We start from the raw sequence: 20430 nt of genomic DNA, 5'->3' as shown, positions 1-20430 counted from the left end.
CGGCGGTCGAGGGTTCACCCCACCACTGTGCACCATGGTTGATCAATCCGACACTCGTGTGTCTTGTTCCGGAACAACGGGACAGGCCCCCGGAACGGCCACTTACCCGCGCGCGGGCACGGCGATGACGGTGAGCAGGAGGTCGCCCTGCACCAGCCAGCGGCCGTCGAACCCGGCGACCGGGGTGTCGGGCAGCAGGATGCGCGAGTGGAACGTGCCGTCGGCGTTGAGCGTGATGTCCGCGTCCTCGAACCCGAGCCAGCGCCGGGTGACCGGATACCAGGCCTTGTAGGTGCTCTCCTTGGCGCTGAACAGCAGCCGGTCCCAGCAGATCTTCGGGTCGTCGACCTTCAGTCCCGGCATCCGGCGCAGCTCGGCCGGGATCGCGATCGCGCCCAGCACGCCGTCCGGCGCGGGCTTGTGCGGTTCGGCGTCGATGCCGATCGTCTGGAAGTCGCTCTCGCGGGCCAGCGCCGCGGCCCGGTACCCGGCGCAGTGCGTCAGGCTGCCGACGATCCCGGCCGGCCACAGCGGTTCGCGCTTCGGGCCCGGCAGGATCGCGGCGGGCTCGACGTCGAGTCGCCGCATCGCCTCGCGGGCGCACGCGCGGACCGTGCCGAACTCGAACCGGCGCTTGGGCACGGCGTTGCCCAGCAGTGCCTCCTCCTCGGGGAAGAGGTCGGCCGGCTGTTCGTCGTCGTACCGCTCCACCGCCGCGATGGGCGGGGGCAGAACCTGCTCCAGCACTGTCATGACTCCCGAAGCACGTCGTGCAGCTTCACCTGGGTGGTGCCGCGTGGTTTCCACTCGCGCGGGTAGCCGAGCGAGACCTCGTCGAAGCGCACGCCGTCGTAGTGCGTCGTGCGGGGGATGTGCAGGTGGCCGTAGACCATCTCGACCACGTTGAACCGCTTGTGCCAGTCGGCGGTCAGCGTCGTGCCGCACCAGAGCGCGAACTCGGGGTAGCGCAGCACGAACGTGGGGTCGCGGACGAGCGGGTAGTGGTTGATCAGCACGGTCGGGCCCTGGATCTGCGCGAGCCGCTCCTCCGTCTCCCGCACGCGCGCCTGGCACCACGCCTCGCGGGACGGGTACGGGTCGGGGTGCAGGAAGTACTCGTCCGTGCAGACCACTCCCGCCTCGTGCGCGATGGCGAGGGCCGACTTCACGTCCGTGGCGCCATGGGGCCGAAAGGAGTAGTCGTAGCCGAGGAAAAGTGGACAGACGGTGACCGGACCCTTGGCGCCGTCGAACGTGACGTACGGGTCTTCCGGAGTGACGACGTCGAGCCCGCGGCACAGCTCCACGAGCTGCTTGTAGCGCATCTCGCCGCGGGCCTGGTTGGGGTCGTCCTTGGTGGTCCAGAGCTCGTGGTTGCCCGGCGACCAGATCAGCTTCGCGAACTTCGGCCGGAGGGTGGCGAGCGTCCACTCGATGTCGGCGAACTTCTCGCCGATGTCCCCGGCGATGATCAGCCAGTCGGTCTCGTCCGCTGAGGCGATCGTCTCCACGACATCACGGTTGTCCTGGTAGGAGACGTGCAGGTCGCTGGTGGCCAAGAGCTTCACAGTTCGAACGTTATCTGTGGCGTCAACGACCGGATCATTACCTCTCGATGGGCCACTCGATCGTGAGAGCGGTACCACGACCGGTTATCCGTTCGTCGCAGACAGTGCGCCACTCGTCTCAACAGGGCAAGCCGTGTATCGCCGCCGCACGCCCGTTCATCGCCTTTTATGGCCTACGTACTTACCTGTTTTCTGGCCGCCTTCCTACTGTGAGCGCTGTCACCTGACGGAAAAGTCCTGGCGGAGGACCCCATGACCGACTCACAGTTCGCTCGCACCCCGGACCCGCGACTCGCGCGCCAGGTCCCGCCCCGTCAGGTGCCAGGGCGACCAGTCCCCCCACGCCAGACGCCCGCGGGCCAGATCCCGCCGCGCCAGGCGGCGGTGAGCCAGGTCCCGGCCCGCTACGGCCAGCCGGTGGACCCGCGCCTCGCGGCGAACCCGTCGTTCCGCCGCACGGTCGGCGCCGAGATCGCCCGCCACGCCCAGCAGCACCAGGCCTACGCCGTCCCCCAGCGCCGCACCACGGCCGAGGACACCGCCCTGGCCACCCTGCTCCGCTCCCGTCAGCGCGCCGAGTCCGCCCGCCAGGACCAGCGCCCCGCCGACGTCGCGCAGCGCCCCGACTCGTGGATGCGCACGTCCGCCTGGCCCGAGTCCGGCCTGGAGTCCGGCCGCGGTGACGTCATCGACCAGCTCTCCGCCCGTCTCGTGTCGGCCAACCTCTGGGCCGTCGTCGAACCGCTCATCCCGCCGGCCAAGGTCCGCCGTCAGGGCGGCGGCCGCGGCCGCGTGTGCAGCCGTTCGGTGTTCACCGCGATCGTGTTCGTGCTGTCGTCCGGATGCGCCTGGCGGCACCTGCCGGCCTCGTTCGGCGTGACCGTTCCCACCGTGCACCGCCGGTTCCAGGAGTGGACCGACCTGGGGCTGTGGGTCCGGCTTCGCCGCGCCGCGGCTGAGGGCGCGTGCGGGACCGACGAGATCGACTGGATTCGCGCGGTGCTGGACGCGGCGGACCGCCGTGCCGCGAAGGCCGCCAGCTGACCGCTGGTCCTGAGCTTCGCCGGAGTCACCCTGAACAGGGTGGCTCCGGCGTTTTCGTGCGCCTCGCCGGTCAACGACCGTTCATCGTGCCGATGACCGCTCATCGCAGGATGAGCGGCTCACATGCCGTTGATCCCCGCCTGGTACTTCGGCACCCGCACGGTGATCTTCGTGCCCAGCCCGCACGCGGTCTCGACGACCAGCCCGTACTCGTCCCCGTAGACCCGCCGCAGGCGTTCGTCGATGTTGCCGAGCCCGATGCCGGCCGACTCGTCCACCTGCCCGGCCAGGGTGCGGCGCAGCTTCTCGGGGTCCATGCCGATGCCGTCGTCCTCGATGGTGATGTGGGCTTCGGCGCCGCCGTCGTTCGCGTAGATCTGGATGTGGCCCGGCTCGACCTTGCCCTCCATGCCGTGCCGGACGGCGTTCTCCACCAGCGGCTGCAGGCACAGGAACGGCACGGTCACCGGCAGCACCTCGGGCGCCACCTGCAGGGTGACCTTCAGGCGTTCGCCGAAGCGCGCCCGTTCCAGGGCCAGGTACTGGTCGATCGACCGCAGCTCCTCCGCCAGGGTCGTGAAGTCACCGTGCCGGCGGAACGAGTAACGGGTGAAGTCCGCGAAGTCGAGGAGCAGGGTCCGGGCGCGCTCCGGGTTCGTGCGGACGTAGGAGGCGATGGCGGACAACGAGTTGTAGATGAAGTGCGGCGAGATCTGCGCGCGCAGGGCCCGCACCTCGGCCTCCACCAGGCGGGTGCGGGAGCGGTCCAGCTCGGCCAGCTCCAGCTGGCCTGCCGCCCAGCGGGCCACCTGGTTCGTCGCGCGCACGAGTCCGGCGGAGGCTTCCCGGGAGTAGGCGGCCAGGGTGCCGACGACGCGGCCCTCGACGGTCAGCGGGGCCACGACCGCGCAGTTGATCGGGCAGTTCGGTTCGGTGCAGCCGATGTCGAACGCCTGGGTGCGGCCGGTCAGGAAGACGTCCTCGGCCTGGGCCATGGCCTCGGCCGCGTGGTGGTCGGAGACGCCTTCCCAGGCGACGACCTCCGTCTCGTCGGTCAGGGCGAGAGCAGGGGTGTCCAGCAACGTGCGCAGGTGCCGGGCGGACTTCTTCGCCGCGTCGGGGACCAGCCCGGCGCGCAGCGGGGGAGCGGCGGACCAGGCCGTGTGGAGGGTTTCGTAGGTGACGCGCTGGGCCTCGGTCGAGAGCGACTGCTTGTTGCGCGTGCCTCGCCACAGGACGAGGACGGCCGCTCCGCCGACGATCAGGATCGCGGCGGCGGTGAGGAAGTCCTGCATTTCACATCACCCCTGGCTTCGCTCGTCGCCCGAGGCCGGGCCCGAGTGGGAGCTTGAGCTGTCCAGCCCGAGGTTCTCGGGCGCGTGGAGCTTGACCATCGTGCGCTGCACCCCCGCCGGAACGTGCCGTTGGGTGAGCAGGGAGACGACGTACATGACCGTGAAGCCGAGCGGGACCGTCCACGCGGCGGGGCGGGAGAGCAGGATCTCGTACCAGGCGTCGCCGGTGTCGGCGAACATCGTGACGAGGCCCGCGGTCAGAGCGGGCACGCCGCCCGCGAGCATGCCGGCGATGGCGCCGACCGTCGTGATGCGACTCGACCAGATCCCCAGCATCAGCAAGGGGCACAACGAGGACGCGGCGACGGCGAACGCGAGGCCGACCATGTCCGCCACGGGCATGCCGGTCGACACGAACGTCATCGCCAGCGGCACGAGGCCCGCGAGCACCGTGGAGATCCGGAAGCCGCGCACGCCGCCCAGGCGCAGCACGTCCTGCGAGAGCACACCCGCCAGCGATACCACCAGCCCCGACGAGGTGGAGAGGAACGCCGCGAAAGCGCCGCCCGCCACCAGGGCGCCGAGCAGTTCGCCGCCGATGCCGTCGATCATCCGCGTCGGCAGCACCAGCACCACGGCGTCGGTCTGGCCGGTCATCAGCAGTTCGGGGGTGTAGAGGCGGCCGAGCGCCCCGTACATCGGCGGCATCAGGTAGAAGACGGACAGCAGGCCGAGCACGATCAACGTCGTGCGGCGCGCGGCGGTCCCGTTCGGGTTGGTGTAGAAGCGCACGATCACGTGCGGCAGGCCCATGGTGCCCAGGAACGTCGCGATGATGAGCGAATAGGCCCCGTACAACGGGAAGTCCTGGCCGCTCGACATCGGCAGCGACCACATCTCGTTGGTGTTGTGCGCCATTGTGGACAGATGCGGGACCGGCGCGTCCTTGGGGAACGTGAACTCCGAGCCCTGCCCGATGCGGTGGTAGCCGTCGGTCAGCACGATGCCGGTGTTCTCGATGCGCACGCCGTCGACCTCGCCGGTGCCCTTGATGAAGAGGGCCTTCTCGGCGTGGATCGTGGTCGGGCGCTGGAACGCGACCTCGGTGTCCTGCCGGAACGCCGGGTACTCGGGCTTGGTCAGCGAGTCGGCGCCGTGCGCCTGCCAGACGACGATCAGGAACACGATCGGCACGGTGATCGCGGTGAGCTTGAGCCAGTACTGGAACGCCTGCACGAACGTGATCGACCGCATCCCGCCGGACATCACGTTCGCCGTCACGACCACCGTGACCACCAGCGCGCCCAACCAGTCCGGCGCGCCCGTCACCGTGTTCAGCGTCAGGCCGGCGCCTTCCAGCTGCGGCAACAGGTACAGCCAGCCGATCGCCAGCGCCAGGATCGACGCGACCGCGCGCACGCCGCGGGAACGGAAGCGGGCCTCGGCGAAGTCCGGCAGCGTGTAGGCGCCGGACCGCCGCAGGGGAGCGGCGACCATGGTCAGCAGCACCAGGTAGCCCGCGGTGTAGCCGACCGGGAACCACAGCATGTCCGGCCCGTAGGCGAAGATCAGCCCGGCGATGCCGACGAACGACGCCGCCGAGAGGTACTCGCCGCCGATCGCGGAGGCGTTCCACCACGGGGAGACCGTGCGCGAGGCGACGTAGAAGTCGGACGTGGTGCGGGAGACGCGCAGTCCGTACGTGCCGACCAGGATCGTGCCCAGTGCGACGACCAGCACCGCCACGATGGCGTAACCACTCGTCATGGACGTTCGACCAGCTCCGCGAACTCGCGCTCACTGCGTTCGGCCTGCCGCACGTAGAACCAGCCGGCCAGCAGCAGCATCGGGCACGTCGCCACGCACAGCAGGAACCACGGCAGGCCGAGCCCGAGGATCCGGAACTTGCCGAACTCCGGCTCGATCGCGAACAGCAGTGGCAGCAGGCCGAGCGCGCCGCACGCCACCAGGCAGACCGACAGGCCCAGCCGCCGTTGCGCCCCGATCAGCGTGCGCATGTAGACGGCGCCGAGCTCGCTCTGCTCGTTGATCTCGCGCGTGCCCGAGTACGGACGGCGCGCACGGGGTGCCCGCGTGCGCGGGCTCGTCACCACCACGCGCTGGGTCGGCTTCGGGTCCGGCCTCCGGGGTGGCGGCGTCGTCACGACCCGAGCCCGTTCCTCGGTTGCAGGACACCGGCGGTACCCGGCACGGGAGTGGGCCGGGCGCGACGTACGAGCAGTTGCCGCAGGTGACGGGCGTGCCGGCGGCTGACCGGCAGCACCGCGCCGCCGATCGTGACGCTCAGGTGCCCGTCCTCCAGCCGCAGCTCGTCGATGTGGCCGAGCGACACCAGATGGCTGCGGTGGATGCGGACGAACCCCGCGCTGCGCCAGCGTTCCTCGAGACCGTTCAACGCCGCGCGCACGAGGCCGCTGCCGGTCGCGGTGTGCAGGCGGGCGTAGTCGCCGTGCGCCTCCACGTACCGGATGTCGGCGAGGCGGATGAAGCGGGTGACGCCACCGAGCTCGACGGGGATGACCTCGTCACCCATCTCCGGTGGCGTGGAGTTCGCGGGCTGCGCGGGCGCCGGGGCAGTGGGTTCGGCAGCGGTCTTCGAGTCCCAGACCTCGTGCACGATGCGGTGCACGGACTCGGCGAGCCGTTCCGCGCGCACGGGCTTGAGCAGGTAGTCGAGCGCCTTGAGCTCGAACGCCTCCACCGCGGGCTGCTGGTGCGCCGTCACGAACACGACGGGCGGCGGCTGCGCGAACCGCGACAGCACCCTGGCGAGGTCGAGACCGTCCAGCCCGGGCATGCGGATGTCGAGGAACACCGCGTCCAACGGCTGCCCGGCGTCCATCGCGCGGTGCAGCACCCGGAGCGCCTTGGTGGCGTCGGTGACCGCTTCCACGTGAGCGATGCGCGGATCGGAGCGCAACAGGTACGTGAGGTCTTCCAGCGCGGGCGCCTCGTCGTCAACGGCGAGCACCCGCAGGGAGCGCTCGAGGCTGCCACGTCGATCCGGCCCCTCGCAGATGGGGCAGGGCAGACCTGAGGTCATTCGAGATCGAGTCCAAACTGTGTACGGCCGATCCTCACGTGGCGGCGATTAGACCACGCTCGGTCATCGCGCGCCTGGTGAGCCGTGGGCGTCGGATACGCGATCATGCCCCCTCACGGAGGGTGACCCGCCGCGGGGGTCCGGTTGCGCACCGTGTGCACCACGAGCACCCCCTCCCGCCCTGAAACCCCGATCGGCCGCATCATCCGCCAGGGAGACGAGGAGCGGAAACCCTCCGATCGGGTGTGTCTCGGTGAGGGGGTGGGAACCGTCAGTGACCTCGGCTGCTCCTGAGAGCGGAAAGACCGGTCAGGGCTGCCGGATCGCGCGGGGCTGGGCCGCCAGCGCGTCACCGAGCGTGATCTCCAGCTCGATGAACGACTCCTCGGCGCGCCGGGCGGCGACGCTCACGGAGGCCGCGGCGGCCGGGCCGACCAGTCTGCGGGTGGGCGCGCGCAGCGCCTGGATCGCCTCTGACCACTGGTTCGAGAGCTTCGCGAGACCGCTCAGCGTGTCCACGAGCTCCTCGGTGTTGTCCGGCGGTGACGCGACGATCTCCGCCAGCCGGTCGCGCAAGGCGTCCAGTGCCGGGTCCACGGATTCCTCCAGTCGTGCTGCGCCAGACATTTCCCCCACTGGGCATCACCATATCCCGACCACTGCGGTCCAGTGCAATGATGTTGCCCCAAGGGGACTACCCGGTCAATCGATTGCGCAATCCGTCTCGTTTGGCGCTCGTCTCAACTGGCGCGCACTTATGGCCGTCGGCTGAAATGGACGGGTTTCGGCGTTTAGTCGACGTTTCTCGACACCGTGTCGGTTCTACCGCCCTGGTAGACCAGGTGGCGCCGGAGGAGCCGGGCTGGACCGGTGTGTCCTGGGTCGCATCAATCACGGCATTGCGTCCTCTTGCCGGAAGAGTTCTCGACAGGCGAATTAACTCTTTTGCCGCAGGGTTGCGCGGTTTGTGTCAGGCGGCATGTGCCGCTCTGCTATGACTGACTCGAGCTCGGCCGATCTGGGGGGATCGCATGAAGTACTTCATCCACCGCGACCGGCGCGACCACCCGTTCGCGGTGGTCAGGAAGACCGCGTCGGCGGAGGAGGCGTTCACCCGCGATCTGCGGTGGAAACCCTCCGACCTGCTCGGGCGCGCCGATCTGCGGATCGACGAGGTCGCCTACGAGTCGGACGCCGGTGAGGCGAGGGCCGCCATCGAGATCGCCGTGCGCACCGAGCGGCAACGCGGCCGGCCCCGGTACTTCGCGCTGTGGAAGAGGACCGAGTTCGAACCGCGCCACCTGCACTCCGTGCTCAGGCGGACACGGCTGGGCGGGGAGGAGATCCACACCGGGCACAGTGGCTGGGTGCCGTCGAGAGTGCTGCGGCGGATGGAGAAGGAGGACTACTCGTCGTACCGGGCGTTGCCCGTGAGCGAGGAGGAGGCCGAGACGATCATCGCCGGGAAGCCCGCGCGACGGTGCTTCCAGGTGCTGTCCGTGGAGGGGCCGAACCTGCCGTTCGCGGTGGTCAGGGTGAACGGAGAGCACGAGGAGGCGTTCACGCGCGAGCTGGCGTGGGGGCCGTCGACGCTGCTGGCCGAGGTCGCGGCCCACCGCGGCCGGTGGGTCGAGGAGCTCTCAGCGGACGCGACGGGTGACCTTGCCGCCTACCACCTGGCCCTGGCCCAGCGAAGGCTGTGGCAGCGCCTCCACTGGAAGGGGGCCGGGTACTTCGCGATCTTCTCCGACGCCGTGGACGCACTCGACCTCGCGAACGCGTTCGCGCTCGTCAAAGGAGACTCGTGGGAGGAGTACGCCTATCGCAAGGGTGCGTGGGAGCGGTGCTCGTTGCTCAGGGGCATCAGCAACGGCGGCAACACCTACGAGGAACTGCCGATCAGCCCTGACGAGGCGCGCCTGCTGATGGAGCGCCTCGACAACCGATGAGTCAGAGCCGGCCGACGTCCGTGATCGTCACGACCGCCTCGCCCAGCTCGTCCGACGCCGCCAGGTCGACCTCGGCGTTGAAGCCCCAGTCCTTGTCCCCGGCCGGGTCCTCGAAGATCTGCCGGCACACCCAGCGCTCGCGCTCGACGTTGATGATCAGGAACGCCGGGCCGCGCGCGTTCGGGCCCGCGCCGATGTCCGAGTGCTCCTCGAAGTACGGCTCCAGCGCGTCCATCCACTCCTTGGCCGTCCAGCCCGACTCGTGGTCGAGCTCGCCCAGGGAGTACCAGTCGCGCTTGGCGGCCAGTTCGACGCGGCGGAACAGCGCGTTGCGGACCAGCACGCGGAACGCGCGGACGTTGCGGGTGACCGCGGGCGGCAGGTCGACGCGCACTTCCTGCTCCGGCGCGTCCGGGTTGGTGAGCTTCTCCCACTCGTCGATGAGCGACGAGTCGACCTGGCGGACGAGCTCGCCCAGCCACGAGATCAGGTCGTTGAGCTCCTCGGTCTTCGCCTCGTCCGGCACCGTCTGCGACAGCGCCTTGTATGCGTCGGCCAGGTAGCGCAGCACCAGGCCCTCGGAGCGTGCGAGGCCGTAGAACGCCACGTACTCCGTGAACGTCATCGCGCGCTCGTACATGTCCCGCACGACGGACTTGGGGGACAGGTCGTAGTCGCCGACCCACGGGTGGCCGCGGCGGTAGGTGAAGAACGCGGCGTCGAGGAGTTCGGCGAGCGGCTTCGGGTACGTGACCTCGTCCAGCATCTCCATGCGCTGGTCGTACTCGATGCCGTCGGCCTTCATCGCGCCGATGGCCTCGCCACGCGCCTTGTGCTCCTGAGCGCTCAGGATCTGCCGCGGGTTGTCCAAAATGGACTCGATCACCGACAGCACGTCCAGCTCGTAGCCCGGTGCCTCGCGGTCGAGCAGCTCGATCGCGGCCAGCGCGAACGGCGACAGCGGCTGGTTCAGGGCGAAGTTGAACTGCAGGTCGACGGTGAGCTGGAAGTCGTCGCCGTGGCGTTCCACGACGCCCGCCGCGACCAGCGCCCGGTACATCGCCAGCGCGCGGCGGATGTGCCTGAGCTGCTTCGGCCGGTCCTCGTGGTTGTCCTCCAGGAGGTGCCGCATCGCTTGGAACGCGCCACCCGAAGGGCGGCCGATCACGTTCAGCAGCATGGCGTGCGAGACCTGGAACGACGACGTGAGCGGCTCCGGTTCGGCGCCGACGAGCCGTTCGAACGTCGACTCGCTCCACGACACGAACCCGTCCGGAGCCTTCTTGCGCACGACCTTGCGGCGCTTCTTCGGGTCGTCGCCGGCCTTCGCCAGCGCCTTGATGTTCTCGACCTCGTGCTCGGGCGCCTGCACGACGACCGTGCCGACGGTGTCGTAGCCCGCGCGGCCCGCCCGTCCGGCGATCTGGTGGAACTCACGGGCCTTGAGGATCCGGGTGCGCGTGCCGTCGTACTTCGACAACGCGGTGAACACGACCGTGCGGATGGGGACGTTGATGCCGACGCCGAGCGTGTCCGTGCCGCAGATGACCTTCAGCAGACCGGCCTGCGCGAGCTGCTCGACCAGGCGGCGGTACTTCGGCAGCATGCCGGCGTGGTGCACGCCGATGCCGTGCCGGACCAGCCGCGACAGCGTCTTGCCGAACCCGGCCGAGAACCGGAAGTTGCCGATCGTGGCGGCGATCTGCTCCTTCTCCGGCTTCGTGGCGACGTTGACGCTCATCAGCGACTGCGCGCGTTCCAGAGCCGCGGCCTGGGTGAAGTGCACGACGTAGATCGGCGCCTCACGGCCGTGCAGCAGGTCCTCGATCGTCTCGTGCAACGGCGTGGAGACGTACTGGAAGTTCAACGGCACCGGGCGCTGCGCCGAGCGGACCACCGCCGTCGGCCTGCCGGTGCGCCGCGTCAGGTCCTTCTCGAAGAACGAGACGTCGCCCAGCGTCGCCGACATCAGCAGGAACTGGGCCTGCGGCAGCTCGACGATCGGCACTTGCCAGGCCCAGCCGCGGTCGGGCTCGCTGTAGAAGTGGAACTCGTCCATCACGACCTGGCCGACGTCGGCCGTGTGGCCGTCGCGCAGGGCGATGTTCGCGAGGATCTCGGCTGTGCAGCAGATGATGGGCGCCTGGTCGTTGACGCTGGCGTCGCCGGTCATCATGCCGACGTTCTCCGGCCCGAAGATCTCGCACAGCGCGAAGAACTTCTCCGAGACCAGGGCCTTGATCGGCGCGGTGTAGAAGCTGCGCTGGTTGGCCGCCATCGCGACCAGGTGGGCGCCGATCGCCACCAGGCTCTTGCCCGACCCCGTGGGGGTGCTGAGGATGACGTTGGCCCCCGAGACGAGCTCGATGACCGCTTCCTCCTGCGCCGGGTACAGCGCGAGGCCGCGCTCAGTCGCCCAGTGGGAGAAGGCGTCGAACAGTTCGTCTTCGTCGGCGATCGAGGTGAGCCGGTCCGTAAGTGCAGTCATCGCAGGTGAACTATAGGTGGTACGCGTATTCGGTGAACTCCCAGTCGGTCACGAACCGCTGGAACCGGGCCACCTCCTCCCACTTGAAGTCCACATAGGACCGCACGAAGTCCTTGCCCAGCACCTCGACCATCGCCGTGTCCTCCTCCAGATAGGCGAGGGCGTCGGGCAGCGTGGCGGGCAGCGTCGGGGCCTTCGACGGGTCGTAGCCGTACCCCGCGGACGGCCGCGGCGGCTCGATCCGGTCGCGAATGCCCAGGTAGGTGGCCGCGACGAGGCCCGCGATGCCGAGATAGGGGTTCGCGCTCGCGTCGCCGAGCCGCAGTTCGAGCCGGGTGGTCTCGCCGCGCTCGGCCGGCACCCGGAGCATCGAGCTGCGGTTGTCGAGACCCCAGTCGATCAGCCACGGCGCGAGCGAGTCCGGGCCGAACCGCTTGTACGAGTTGACCGTGGGGTTGAGCAGCGCGGCCAGCGCCGGGGCGTGCTTGAGGATGCCGCCGATGGCCCAGCGCGCCTCGTCCGACAGGCCGCTGGAGCTCCCCGGCGCCTGGAACGCGTTGCGGCCGTCCTTCTCGTGGCACGACAGGTGCAGGTGGAACCCGCTGCCACCGCCGTCGTTGAACGGCTTGGCCATGAACGTAGCCAGCCGGCCTTCCCGCCTGGCCAGCTCTTTCACGCTCGTTTTGAAGCGGAACGCGCGATCGGCCGCGTCCATGGCGGGTGAATGGACCAGGTTGATCTCGAACTGGCCCCCGGCGTATTCGTGGTTGCCGCCGGTCGTCTGCAGGCCCGCCGAACTGAGCGTGCGGAGAGTTCTCAGCAGATGACCGTCCGAATCGCCCCGGCGCCCGGTCGCGTAGACGTTGCCGGGCTCATCGCAGTAGGGGCGCCACCCGTTCGGGCGATCTTCGTCCGGCTCGCAGAGAAAATATTCCAGCTCGGGCCCGATCACCGGTTGCAGCCCGGTGGTCTCGAACACCTCCAGGGCCCTGCGGAGCACCTGTCGGGGAGATTCGTCGACGGGCCTTTCGTCGGCGGGGCTCACCGCGTCGCCGATGCACCACGCCACGCCCGGTTCCCACGGAATGGGGAGCAGCGTGTCGAGGTCGGGGACCACGATCACGTCGGGCAGCCCGGCGTCGAGCACGCCCCCGGTCTCGGTCGTCTTGCCGCCGGGCGTGGTGCTGTACACGGCCCGGCAGAACGACAGTCCGCGCTGAATCACCGCAGGTAGGTGCTCTACGAGGACGTCACGGCCCCGGTCGGTGCCGAGCAGGTCGGGGAAGACGACGCGCACCACGTCGATCCCGTCCTCGCCGAGTCTTGCCGCGAGTTCCCGTGTCACCTGTTCACCGACCACGTCGAACTACCTTTCCGGCACAGTGTGTCGCTGACGCGGAGGGGATAACGTTGAGGGGCAAACGCTATCGACCCGTCCGTGGAGCAAAGACCGCCATTGGTCCCCGTTCGGTGCCCCACACTCATCGTCCACCACGAGGCAACAGTCCGTAACTGGACGGGTGACGACCGTCACGAGATCATGCACGATGTGGGATCGTGATCAAAGTGGTTGCGGACTGACTCGCACCACATCACAGACATAGTTCGGAACCGCAAGTATTGTGCCGGGAACACCTGAGCTCGAGCACGGGAGACTTTGAGTTGTCTGGTCACCACACGATTGCCGAGACCGAGAAGGCCGTCCAGGCCAAGCTCGGTGCGGTGCCGCTGCATCGCGAGCAGATGGCGGCGGTGTCGAACATCCACCGCGCCGCGACCGCGATTCGCCAGCACCTCGAGAACTCGGTGCTGCGCACCAGCGATCTGACCTGGACCGGCTTCGTCGTGCTCTGGGTCGTGTGGATCTGGGGCGAGATGGAGACGCGCTACGTCGCCGAGGAGGCGGGTATCTCCAAGGGCACCCTGACGGGCGTCGCCAAGACGCTGCAGTCGCGGGGCCTGCTGGAGCGCCTGGGCCACCCGACCGACGGGCGTCTGGCGGTCCTGCGGCTCACCCCTGAGGGTGAAGAACTGATGGCCGACCTCTTCCCCAAGTTCAACGAGGAAGAGGTCTTCGTCAGCGGTCCGCTGGAGTCGTCCGAGGCCCAGTCGCTGGCCGAGATGCTGCGCCGCATGGTGACGCACCTCGAGGCCAACGGCGAGCAGCGCCGCCTCGACCTGCGCGGAGACACGCCGCTGCCGCCGCGCCGATCCGGTCGGCGCGCGAAGCACGGCTGACCTGCCGCCAGTGGGCGACTCACCGGGGGTGAGTCGCCCAATTTGGCGTTGAACCGGGGTCTGACCGGTCAGAGGGCAGGCCTCAGAGCAGGCTCAGCACCCGCGCGTGCAGGGTGTCGAGGTAGTCCTCGGACTCCGGCTTCATCAGCACGCTGCGCAGCACCCGCGCACCGTCCACATCGGCCTCCACCTCGGGGTGCCGGGCGGCGAACGCGGTCTTCGAGGCCCGTGCCACGCTCAGGAAGATCGGGTCGACGGCCGCGTTCATGCCCGTCTCCATCACGCGGTGGGAGGCGGCGTCCACCGCGGACAGGGACAGCGGGTCGGTCCGCGGGAAGTACGTGACGATGTCCAGCTCGGGCTCCTGGTAGAGCTCCAGGGCCTCGGACTCGCGGATCATCGACGCCCACCGCACGGCCGTCCGCCGTCCGGCCGCCAGCACCTCGCCCAGACCGTCGCGCGTCAGCGGGAGCAACCGCAGCGTCAGCCAGAGGCCGGCCGCCGCGGCCCCCGCGCGCGAGCACTCCAGGCTGATCTCGCCCAGGTGCATCTCGTCGGACGTGAAGTACGTGTAGGGGGAGTCGTGCAGGTAGAAGCGGCCCACGGACGGGTCGCGGAACAGGACCGCGCCGCAGCCGTAGGGCTGTAGGCCGTGCTTGTGCGGGTCCACCACCACGGAGTCGCACGACCCGATGGCCTCCCACGGCTCAGGCGCCAGGTCGGTGCCCGCGAGCAACGTGAAGAAGCCGCCGTACGCTCCGTCCACATGCACCCGTGCGTCGTATCGGCGTGCGACATCCAGTACAAGATGCACCGGTTCGATGGCACCCAAAGCGGTGGTTCCCGGGGTGACCACGACCGTTCCGACCTTGCCGGTCTTCAAGAGCTCTTCGAGCGCGTCCAGATCCATGCGCCCGAGGCCGTCCACGGCGACGGGGAATCCCTCGATGCCGAGCACGCCGCACATCCGTGAGTGCGTGTAGTGCGCCTCCGAGGAGTAGGCGACGCCACGGGCCGGATGCAGCGAACGGGCCACGAAGAGCGCTTCGAGGTTCGCGATCGTGCCGCTGGACGTCAGGTGGCCGAGGTGCTGGTCGCCGTAGCCGAACATCGTCGCCAGGTCCGACACGACCTCGCGTTCCATCGCGGCGGTCGCGGGACCGCCGTCGAGGGCGTGGTTGTTCGGGTTGATCAGCATCGCGGACAGGTAGCCCACGACCGCCGCGGGATGCGGCGGCTTGAGCATCTGGCCCGCGTAGCGCGGATGGAAGAACGGGTAGTTGTCGCGCAGGCGGTCCTGGAGCTCGGCGAGTGCCGAACCGAAGAGCGCCGGGTCGACCTGCAGGGACGAGTGGGGTGTGAAGGTGCCGTAGTCGGCCGTCCACTTCTCGTGGTTGGCCAACGCCTCGTTGAGCCAGTGCTGAAGATCCACCGCACACTCCACTCGTCCACACGCGCAATCCGAATGTTCGAATTTGGACGTTACGGCAGACCCCAGCGCGAAGACGAGCCGTTCGCCTTCACATCACGTGCCGAGACGTCAGGTCGTGTACCACGACGCGAGACGACGGCGCTCTGACCTCGGCGAAGCGGGATCTCGATGGCCGAGCCACGCGTCTTGTAGTCGAGGCGTCGTCCCCACGTGTCGCGGACGTCGATGTCGCCCGCGATCCCGTGCTCCAGAAGCAAAGGCGAGCCCGCCTCCGAATGGACCTTGATCCAGTCCGTCCGTCCGGAGGAACGGGAAGCGTCCACAAGGAACGCTCCTTGCGTGCGCAACGACGAGATGGACGCATCGGCCCATGTGGACGAAACTGACGGGAAGACGCGCACGACGTTGTTGTGAGACTGGACCATCATTTCCAGCACGGCCTGACCGGACATCAACGGCGACTCGATCGCGAGGTTGCCTCCCTCGCGGTAGAAGGTGTTCTCGGTCAGCACGGCGTTCGTGCCGACCTGTTTGCGGTCGAGGAAGTAGCGCAGGAACTGGAGTGCCTCCTCCGGCCTGCCCATCGCCGACGCCATCGCGGACGCGGCCCCGTAGCTGTACCCGGCCCACGCCTGCCGGCGCGACACCCAGTGGTCGAACGTCTTGTTGATCAGGTCGCGGTGCTCCGGCATGTCGTAGGTCAGCTCGCGCAACGGGTAGAACCAGAGCATGTGCGAGAAGTGCCGGTGCGAGTCGTTGAGCGACACGTCCTTGCCGATCAAAGCACCGTTCGGGCCCAGGTGGTAAGGCACGAGCCGATTGGCGATATCTCGCCAGCGCGCGTTCTCCTCGATGGACAGCAGCGTGCGCACGCCCCAGCGGATCAGCGAGAGGTCGTACGTGGTGTCCGTGGCGTTCGCGTACTCCGGTGAGCGCGTCTCCGGCAGATGCAGCTTGCCGTCCGCGCCCTCGACGAGGAAGCGGGCGTAGTAGTTGACCGCCTTCGTCAGGATCGGGAAGAGGACGTCCTTCAGGATCTTCTTGTCCATCGTGTGCCGGTAGCCCAGCCACACGTTGTGGCAGGCCCACAGAAGATTGCCCGTATGGTCGTTCGGCGCGACGCCCGGAACGCCGCAGTAGCGCGGCCCGGAGCGCAGCGTGCGGTCGCCGGGGTGGCAGATCGCGTACGAGTTCCCGTCGCGGTACGCCGGGTTCACGTTGAGTTCGAGGTTGTGCTCGAACCGCTTCAACGTCGTCGTGACCGCGTCGAGCTCGTGGTGGTTCGAGCCGTTGATCAGCGGATACGAGATCTGGACGTTGAGGTTCCACCACACGGCCGTCCAGCTGTTGCCCTGCTCGGGGAACCACGGGCCCCACTCCGAGATGACAGGCGCGTCGTTCCTCGTCGCGGCGGCCATCTTGTAGAGCTGCAACCAGTAGAAGCGCTGCACGAGCTTGTCGGGCACGGACACCAGCGACTTCGCGAAGTAGGCGTTCCACCAACGGCGATGCTGTGACGTCAGCACCTCGGCCGGGATCGCGAGCGCCTGCCGCACCTCACGGATCGCGTCGGACGTGTGCGTGTCCGCAGGGTGTGTGTACGCCACGTGCGCGGCGAACCGGCCGTTGCGGGTCTGCCAGGCCGTTGTGTAGCCACCGCCCGCGAGCAGTGGCTGTGCGGCGTAGGAGACGCCGTTGGCCGTGCCCAGAGTGGGGGCGGGGTTGGCCGTGTAGTCCGCCGGCCTGCGGATCTGACGGGTCGTCGACGACTCCAGCGGCTGGAAACCCCAGGTCGCCTCGCCCTTGACGGAGGCGAGGAACGTGCTGCGCGAGTTGTGCACGAGCATCGTGAACGTGGCGCTGCCCTGAGTTGTCGTCACCGAGCCCGTGAGCTCGGCGTTCCACAGGTCGAGCGTCCAGTCGACAGCGGTGATCGCGCCGGCGAACTGCAAGGTCAGGTACCCGATGGGCAGCCGGGACAGGCCGACCGCGGCCTCCCAGTGCTCGCGCTGGTCCTGCACCTCGGAGTGGCTGAGCATGAGCTTCAGCTCGTTCGCGTTGCGTCCCGCGTAGACCTGGACGCCCAGGAACCCATTGGCGAGGAAAGGACTGTCGCCCCAGTTCTGCGGCAGCCTCTTCCACTCCATGCGGGCATCGCGGACCACGTCCCGGTGCACGTTGTGACCCGATGTTTCGGGCGCTGCGACCGCGGTGCCCACCCCCAGTGCGGAGGCCCCCACGGCCGCGCCCGTCCCGTACAAAAAGGTTCTACGCGACAGCTCTGTCACTGTTCGTCCCTCCGTGCCGTGGCGGCGGCGGAACGGATCTAACCGCAGAAGTCATCCGATGACTAGCGACCGTGTGACGATCAACGCCCTTCTTGCCTGCAAATCGTTGTTGCACAGTCCTAGCCATAGCCGAGGTCGGGCAATTAGCGTGACGGCTCATGTCACCTGTTGCCATGCACATGAGCGACGGTCTGCTGAACGCGCCGGTGTCGGTCGTCTTCCTCGTCATCGCGGCGGCGGGCGTCGGTTTCGCGCTGGTCAAGGCCCGTGCGGACCTCGACGACCGCACGGCGCCGATGGCGGGCCTGGTGGCCACGTTCATCTTCGCCGTCCAGATGATCAACTTCCCGATCCTGCCCGGCGCGTCCGGGCACCTGCTCGGCGGCGCGCTCGCGGCGATCCTGGTCGGCCCGTGGGTCGGCGCGCTGTGCGTGACGATCGTGCTGGTGGTGCAGGCGCTGCTGTTCGCGGACGGCGGTCTCACCGCCCTGGGCGCGAACGTCACCAACATGGCGTTGATCGGCACCGCGACCGGGTTCCTCGTCGCCGTCGCCCTGCGCAAGATCGCCGAGCGGGGCAAGGGCGGCCTGTTCGCCGTCGCGTTCATCTCGGCGTTCGTCAACACGGTGGTCGCCGCGACCGGCTTCGTCGTCGAGTACGCGATCGGTGGCGCGGGCGGCGTGGAGATCGGCAAGGTCGCGCTGCTGATGTGGGGCCTGCACGCGTTGATCGGCATCGGCGAGGGCCTGATCACCGCCGTCACGGTCACCTCGGTCGCGTCGATCCGGCCAGACCTCGTCTACCTGCTGAAGGGCAGCCGCAAGCCGCTGGAGGTGCGATCGTGAAGAAGTTCTTCATCGGGTTCGCGTTCGTGTCACTGCTGATCGCGGGAGTGCTGTCGTACTTCGCGTCCGGCGACCCGGACGGCCTGGACAAGACCGTCGAGGACACCGGGATCGCCGAGCACGCGCAGGAGCACCCGTTCTCCGGCAGCACGTTCGCCGACTACGCGCTCGGCGGCGACGACAAGTTCACCGGCCTCGCGGGCGTGCTCGGCGTGATCGTCGTGCTGGCCCTCTCGTTCGGCCTGTTCTGGGTGCTGCGCAAGAAGTCCGACGCGTAGTGAGCGGCGCCCACGACGTCCTGCACCACGCCGGCGACTCGCCGGTGCACCGCCTCGCGCCCCACGTGAAGATCCTCGTGGCGTTCGGGGCGGTGCTGGGTGTCGTGGCGACCCCGCGCACGCTCTTCCCGCTGTTCGGGCTGTACCTGCTGGTGATCGTCGCGGTGTGGTTCGTCGCGCAGGTACCGGTGCTGTGGTTTCTCAGGCGTGCGGTGATCGAGGCGCCGTTCGTGGTGCTCGCGTTCCTGCTGCCGATCTTCGGCACGGACCCGCGCATCGGCTTCCTGGGCCTCTCCGTGTCCGTCGAGGGAACACTTGCGGGCTGGAACATCCTGGCCAAGGGCACGCTGGGCGTGCTGATCAGCCTGACCCTGGCGGCCACGACGGCGCCGGGGGAGTTGTTGCGCGGTCTGCAGACGTTGCGGGTGCCGGCGCCGTTGGTCATGATCGCCACCTTGATGCTGCGTTATGGCGAAGTCGTCGTGGGCGAGGCGAAACGCATGCGCGTCGCCCGCATCTCGCGCGGCGACGACCCGCGGTTCCTGTGGCAGGCGGGCGCGGTGGCCCGGTCGGTCGGCACGCTGTTCATCCGGTCCTACGAACGCGGAGAGAGGGTGCATCTCGCGATGGTGTCGCGTGGCTGGACGGGTCAGCCGGGAGGTTCGGCGACGATCGTCCCCGAGACGGTGGCGGCTCCCGCTCTGGAGGTCTCGAAGCTGGCCTTCGCCTACCCGGACGGGCACCAGGCGTTGTTCGGCATCGACCTGCGCGTCGACCGCGGCGAACGCGTCGCGGTGCTCGGCCCGAACGGCGCCGGCAAGACCACGTTCGCGTTGCACCTCAACGGAGTTCTCGGCGGCGGCTCGGGATCGATCTCGATCGCCGGCCTGGAGGTCCGCAAGCAGAACCTGCGCGAGATCCGCCGCCGCGTCGGGCTCGTCTTCCAGGACCCCGACGACCAGCTGTTCTGCCCGACGGTCGCCGAGGACGTCGCGTTCGGCCCGCGCAACTTCGGCATGTCCGATGTGGACTCGCGGGTGACGAAGGCGTTGAGCGCCGTGGGAATGGAGTCGGTGGCCGACCGCTCCCCGTTGCACCTCTCCGGCGGTCAGCGACGTCGCGTCGCGCTGGCGTCCGTGCTGGCCTGCTCACCGGAGATCCTGGTGCTGGACGAGCCGTCGGCGAACCTCGAACCGGTGGCCCGCCGCGAACTGGCCGAGCTGCTGCTCTCGTTGGCCCCCACCATGCTCATGGTCACGCACGACCTGCCGTTCGCGTTGCAGATCTGCCCTCGCAGCGTGCTGATCGACGACGGCGTGGTCGTCGCGGACGGCCCGACCCGCGAGATCCTCGCCGACACCGCGCTTCTGGCGCGTCACCGCCTCGAACTGCCCTACGGCTTCCGGCTCGACTGAAGTCCCTTCAGGACGATCTCCAGCAACACGGCGGGATTCGCCCCTTCGTGCATGCTCTGGAGCATCCCCTTCATCAGCACCACCAGGTCCGTGGCTGTGACGTCGGCGCGGACCGTTCCCGCTTCCTGGGCTCGGTGGAGAAGCCCGCCCAACGCCTTGTGCAGGCTCTTGCGCAGGTCGGGTGACACGGTGATCGCGTCGGACATGTCCCGCTTCACCGCCGCCTCGTCCGCCATCTTGGTGAGGAACGCGAACAGCGCTTGCCGCGGGTCGTCCGCGTGCTCGTCGGCCGACGCGATCATGGCCGACACCCGCGTCTCGGTGACGGCCTGGAACAACGCCTGCTTCGTCGGGAAGTGCCGGTAGACCGTGCCCGGCCCGACCCCCGCCTTGCCGGCGATCTCGTCCAGCGGCACGTCGAAGCCCTGCGTCGCGAAGAGCTCACGCGCCGCTTCCAGCACCTTCTCGCGGTTCCGAGCCGCATCGGCCCTCATCGTTGCCAACCGGGGCGCGCGTTCCGTATCGT

18 protein-coding genes and 1 pseudogene are annotated in these 20430 nt (G+C 68.9%); 7 read left to right on the top strand and 12 right to left on the bottom strand.

The window, feature by feature from the left end:
* Positions 1 to 102 precede the first annotated feature (102 nt).
* Both BM417_RS02820 and BM417_RS02815 read right to left on the bottom strand, forming a co-directional pair.
* On the bottom strand, positions 103 to 753 hold the full coding sequence (locus BM417_RS02820) for a 4'-phosphopantetheinyl transferase family protein (RefSeq protein WP_245821635.1): 651 nt from the start codon (positions 751 to 753) through the stop codon (positions 103 to 105).
* Positions 750 to 1568: a metallophosphoesterase family protein gene (locus BM417_RS02815; protein ID WP_218164300.1), complete on the bottom strand. Its 819-nt coding sequence runs from the start codon at positions 1566 to 1568 to the stop codon at positions 750 to 752. Before BM417_RS02815 ends, BM417_RS02820 begins: the two co-directional genes overlap by 4 nt.
* A gap of 252 nt (positions 1569 to 1820) precedes the next feature.
* Between BM417_RS02815 and BM417_RS50185 the strand changes: the two genes are divergently transcribed.
* Complete coding sequence (locus BM417_RS50185; RefSeq protein ID WP_143138470.1) at positions 1821 to 2612, top strand: transposase; 792 nt, start codon at positions 1821 to 1823, stop codon at positions 2610 to 2612.
* Between the two features lie 119 nt (positions 2613 to 2731).
* Here BM417_RS50185 and BM417_RS02805 read toward each other — a convergent pair whose 3' ends face one another.
* The 5 genes from BM417_RS02805 to BM417_RS02785 all read right to left on the bottom strand — a co-directional run bounded on the left by BM417_RS02805 (position 2732) and on the right by BM417_RS02785 (position 7568).
* Positions 2732 to 3907, bottom strand: a complete 1176-nt coding sequence (locus BM417_RS02805) for a sensor histidine kinase (RefSeq protein WP_093588127.1) — start codon at positions 3905 to 3907, stop codon at positions 2732 to 2734.
* A 6-nt stretch (positions 3908 to 3913) separates the two neighbouring features.
* Positions 3914 to 5674 carry a sodium/solute symporter gene (locus BM417_RS02800; RefSeq protein WP_093588126.1) on the bottom strand — a complete coding sequence of 587 codons (1761 nt, stop codon included), beginning with the start codon at positions 5672 to 5674 and terminating at the stop codon, positions 3914 to 3916.
* A complete protein-coding gene (locus tag BM417_RS02795) occupies positions 5671 to 6072 on the bottom strand; it encodes a hypothetical protein (RefSeq protein WP_093588125.1) in 402 nt (133 codons plus the stop codon). Before BM417_RS02795 ends, BM417_RS02800 begins: the two co-directional genes overlap by 4 nt.
* Positions 6069 to 6971, bottom strand: coding sequence for a LytR/AlgR family response regulator transcription factor (locus tag BM417_RS02790; RefSeq protein ID WP_218164299.1), 903 nt, complete (start codon positions 6969 to 6971; stop codon positions 6069 to 6071). The genes BM417_RS02795 and BM417_RS02790 overlap by 4 nt, the downstream gene beginning before the upstream one ends.
* A gap of 309 nt (positions 6972 to 7280) precedes the next feature.
* The gene (locus BM417_RS02785) at positions 7281 to 7568 is read right to left on the bottom strand and encodes a hypothetical protein (RefSeq protein ID WP_093588124.1); all 288 of its coding nucleotides are present in this window, start codon (positions 7566 to 7568) and stop codon (positions 7281 to 7283) included.
* Between the two features lie 434 nt (positions 7569 to 8002).
* Here BM417_RS02785 and BM417_RS02780 point away from each other — a divergent pair, with 434 nt between their 5' ends.
* Entirely contained in the window at positions 8003 to 8920 is a 918-nt protein-coding gene (locus tag BM417_RS02780; RefSeq protein WP_093588123.1) for a hypothetical protein, read from the top strand.
* A gap of 1 nt (position 8921) precedes the next feature.
* On the opposite strand, the gene BM417_RS02775 is transcribed toward BM417_RS02780, so the two are convergent.
* Together BM417_RS02775 and BM417_RS02770 are read right to left on the bottom strand one after the other, a co-directional pair.
* Complete coding sequence (locus BM417_RS02775; RefSeq protein WP_093588122.1) at positions 8922 to 11408, bottom strand: DEAD/DEAH box helicase; 2487 nt, start codon at positions 11406 to 11408, stop codon at positions 8922 to 8924.
* A 10-nt stretch (positions 11409 to 11418) separates the two neighbouring features.
* Positions 11419 to 12768, bottom strand: coding sequence for a glutamine synthetase family protein (locus tag BM417_RS02770; protein ID WP_093588121.1), 1350 nt, complete (start codon positions 12766 to 12768; stop codon positions 11419 to 11421).
* 302 nt (positions 12769 to 13070) lie between these two features.
* On the opposite strand from BM417_RS02770, the gene BM417_RS02765 reads away from it, so the two are divergent.
* Positions 13071 to 13646 carry a MarR family winged helix-turn-helix transcriptional regulator gene (locus BM417_RS02765; protein ID WP_093588120.1) on the top strand — a complete coding sequence of 192 codons (576 nt, stop codon included), beginning with the start codon at positions 13071 to 13073 and terminating at the stop codon, positions 13644 to 13646.
* Between the two features lie 82 nt (positions 13647 to 13728).
* Here the strand turns inward: BM417_RS02765 and BM417_RS02760 are convergent, their stop codons facing one another.
* Both BM417_RS02760 and BM417_RS02755 read right to left on the bottom strand, forming a co-directional pair.
* Positions 13729 to 15078 carry a pyridoxal phosphate-dependent decarboxylase family protein gene (locus BM417_RS02760; RefSeq protein ID WP_093588119.1) on the bottom strand — a complete coding sequence of 450 codons (1350 nt, stop codon included), beginning with the start codon at positions 15076 to 15078 and terminating at the stop codon, positions 13729 to 13731.
* Positions 15079 to 15128: 50 nt separating this feature from the next.
* Positions 15129 to 17255, bottom strand: a complete 2127-nt coding sequence (locus BM417_RS02755; protein ID WP_407656072.1) for a glycosyl hydrolase family 95 catalytic domain-containing protein — start codon at positions 17253 to 17255, stop codon at positions 15129 to 15131.
* 269 nt (positions 17256 to 17524) lie between these two features.
* On the opposite strand from BM417_RS02755, the gene BM417_RS02750 reads away from it, so the two are divergent.
* From BM417_RS02750 to BM417_RS48965, 4 genes and pseudogenes are all read left to right on the top strand, one after another.
* Positions 17525 to 18211, top strand: a complete 687-nt coding sequence (locus BM417_RS02750; protein WP_093588117.1) for an energy-coupling factor ABC transporter permease — start codon at positions 17525 to 17527, stop codon at positions 18209 to 18211.
* Positions 18208 to 18489: a PDGLE domain-containing protein gene (locus BM417_RS02745; protein WP_093588116.1), complete on the top strand. Its 282-nt coding sequence runs from the start codon at positions 18208 to 18210 to the stop codon at positions 18487 to 18489. The genes BM417_RS02750 and BM417_RS02745 overlap by 4 nt, the downstream gene beginning before the upstream one ends.
* Positions 18489 to 19127, top strand: a pseudogene (gene cbiQ / locus BM417_RS48970) (cobalt ECF transporter T component CbiQ); the annotation flags it as partial. The gene BM417_RS02745 and the pseudogene cbiQ, both read left to right, overlap by 1 nt.
* Complete coding sequence (locus BM417_RS48965) at positions 19116 to 19904, top strand: energy-coupling factor ABC transporter ATP-binding protein (protein WP_093588557.1); 789 nt, start codon at positions 19116 to 19118, stop codon at positions 19902 to 19904. The pseudogene cbiQ and the gene BM417_RS48965, both read left to right, overlap by 12 nt.
* On the opposite strand, the gene BM417_RS02735 is transcribed toward BM417_RS48965, so the two are convergent.
* Positions 19883 to 20398 carry a TetR/AcrR family transcriptional regulator gene (locus tag BM417_RS02735; protein WP_093588115.1) on the bottom strand — a complete coding sequence of 172 codons (516 nt, stop codon included), beginning with the start codon at positions 20396 to 20398 and terminating at the stop codon, positions 19883 to 19885. The two genes, BM417_RS48965 and BM417_RS02735, sit on opposite strands and share 22 nt — an antisense overlap.
* Positions 20399 to 20430 lie beyond the last annotated feature (32 nt).

Origin of the sequence: Lentzea waywayandensis (assembly GCF_900115955.1) — a bacterium.
In the GTDB taxonomy this organism is placed as follows: domain Bacteria; phylum Actinomycetota; class Actinomycetes; order Mycobacteriales; family Pseudonocardiaceae; genus Lentzea; species Lentzea waywayandensis.
This window is presented reverse-complemented; position numbering and strand designations above follow the sequence as displayed.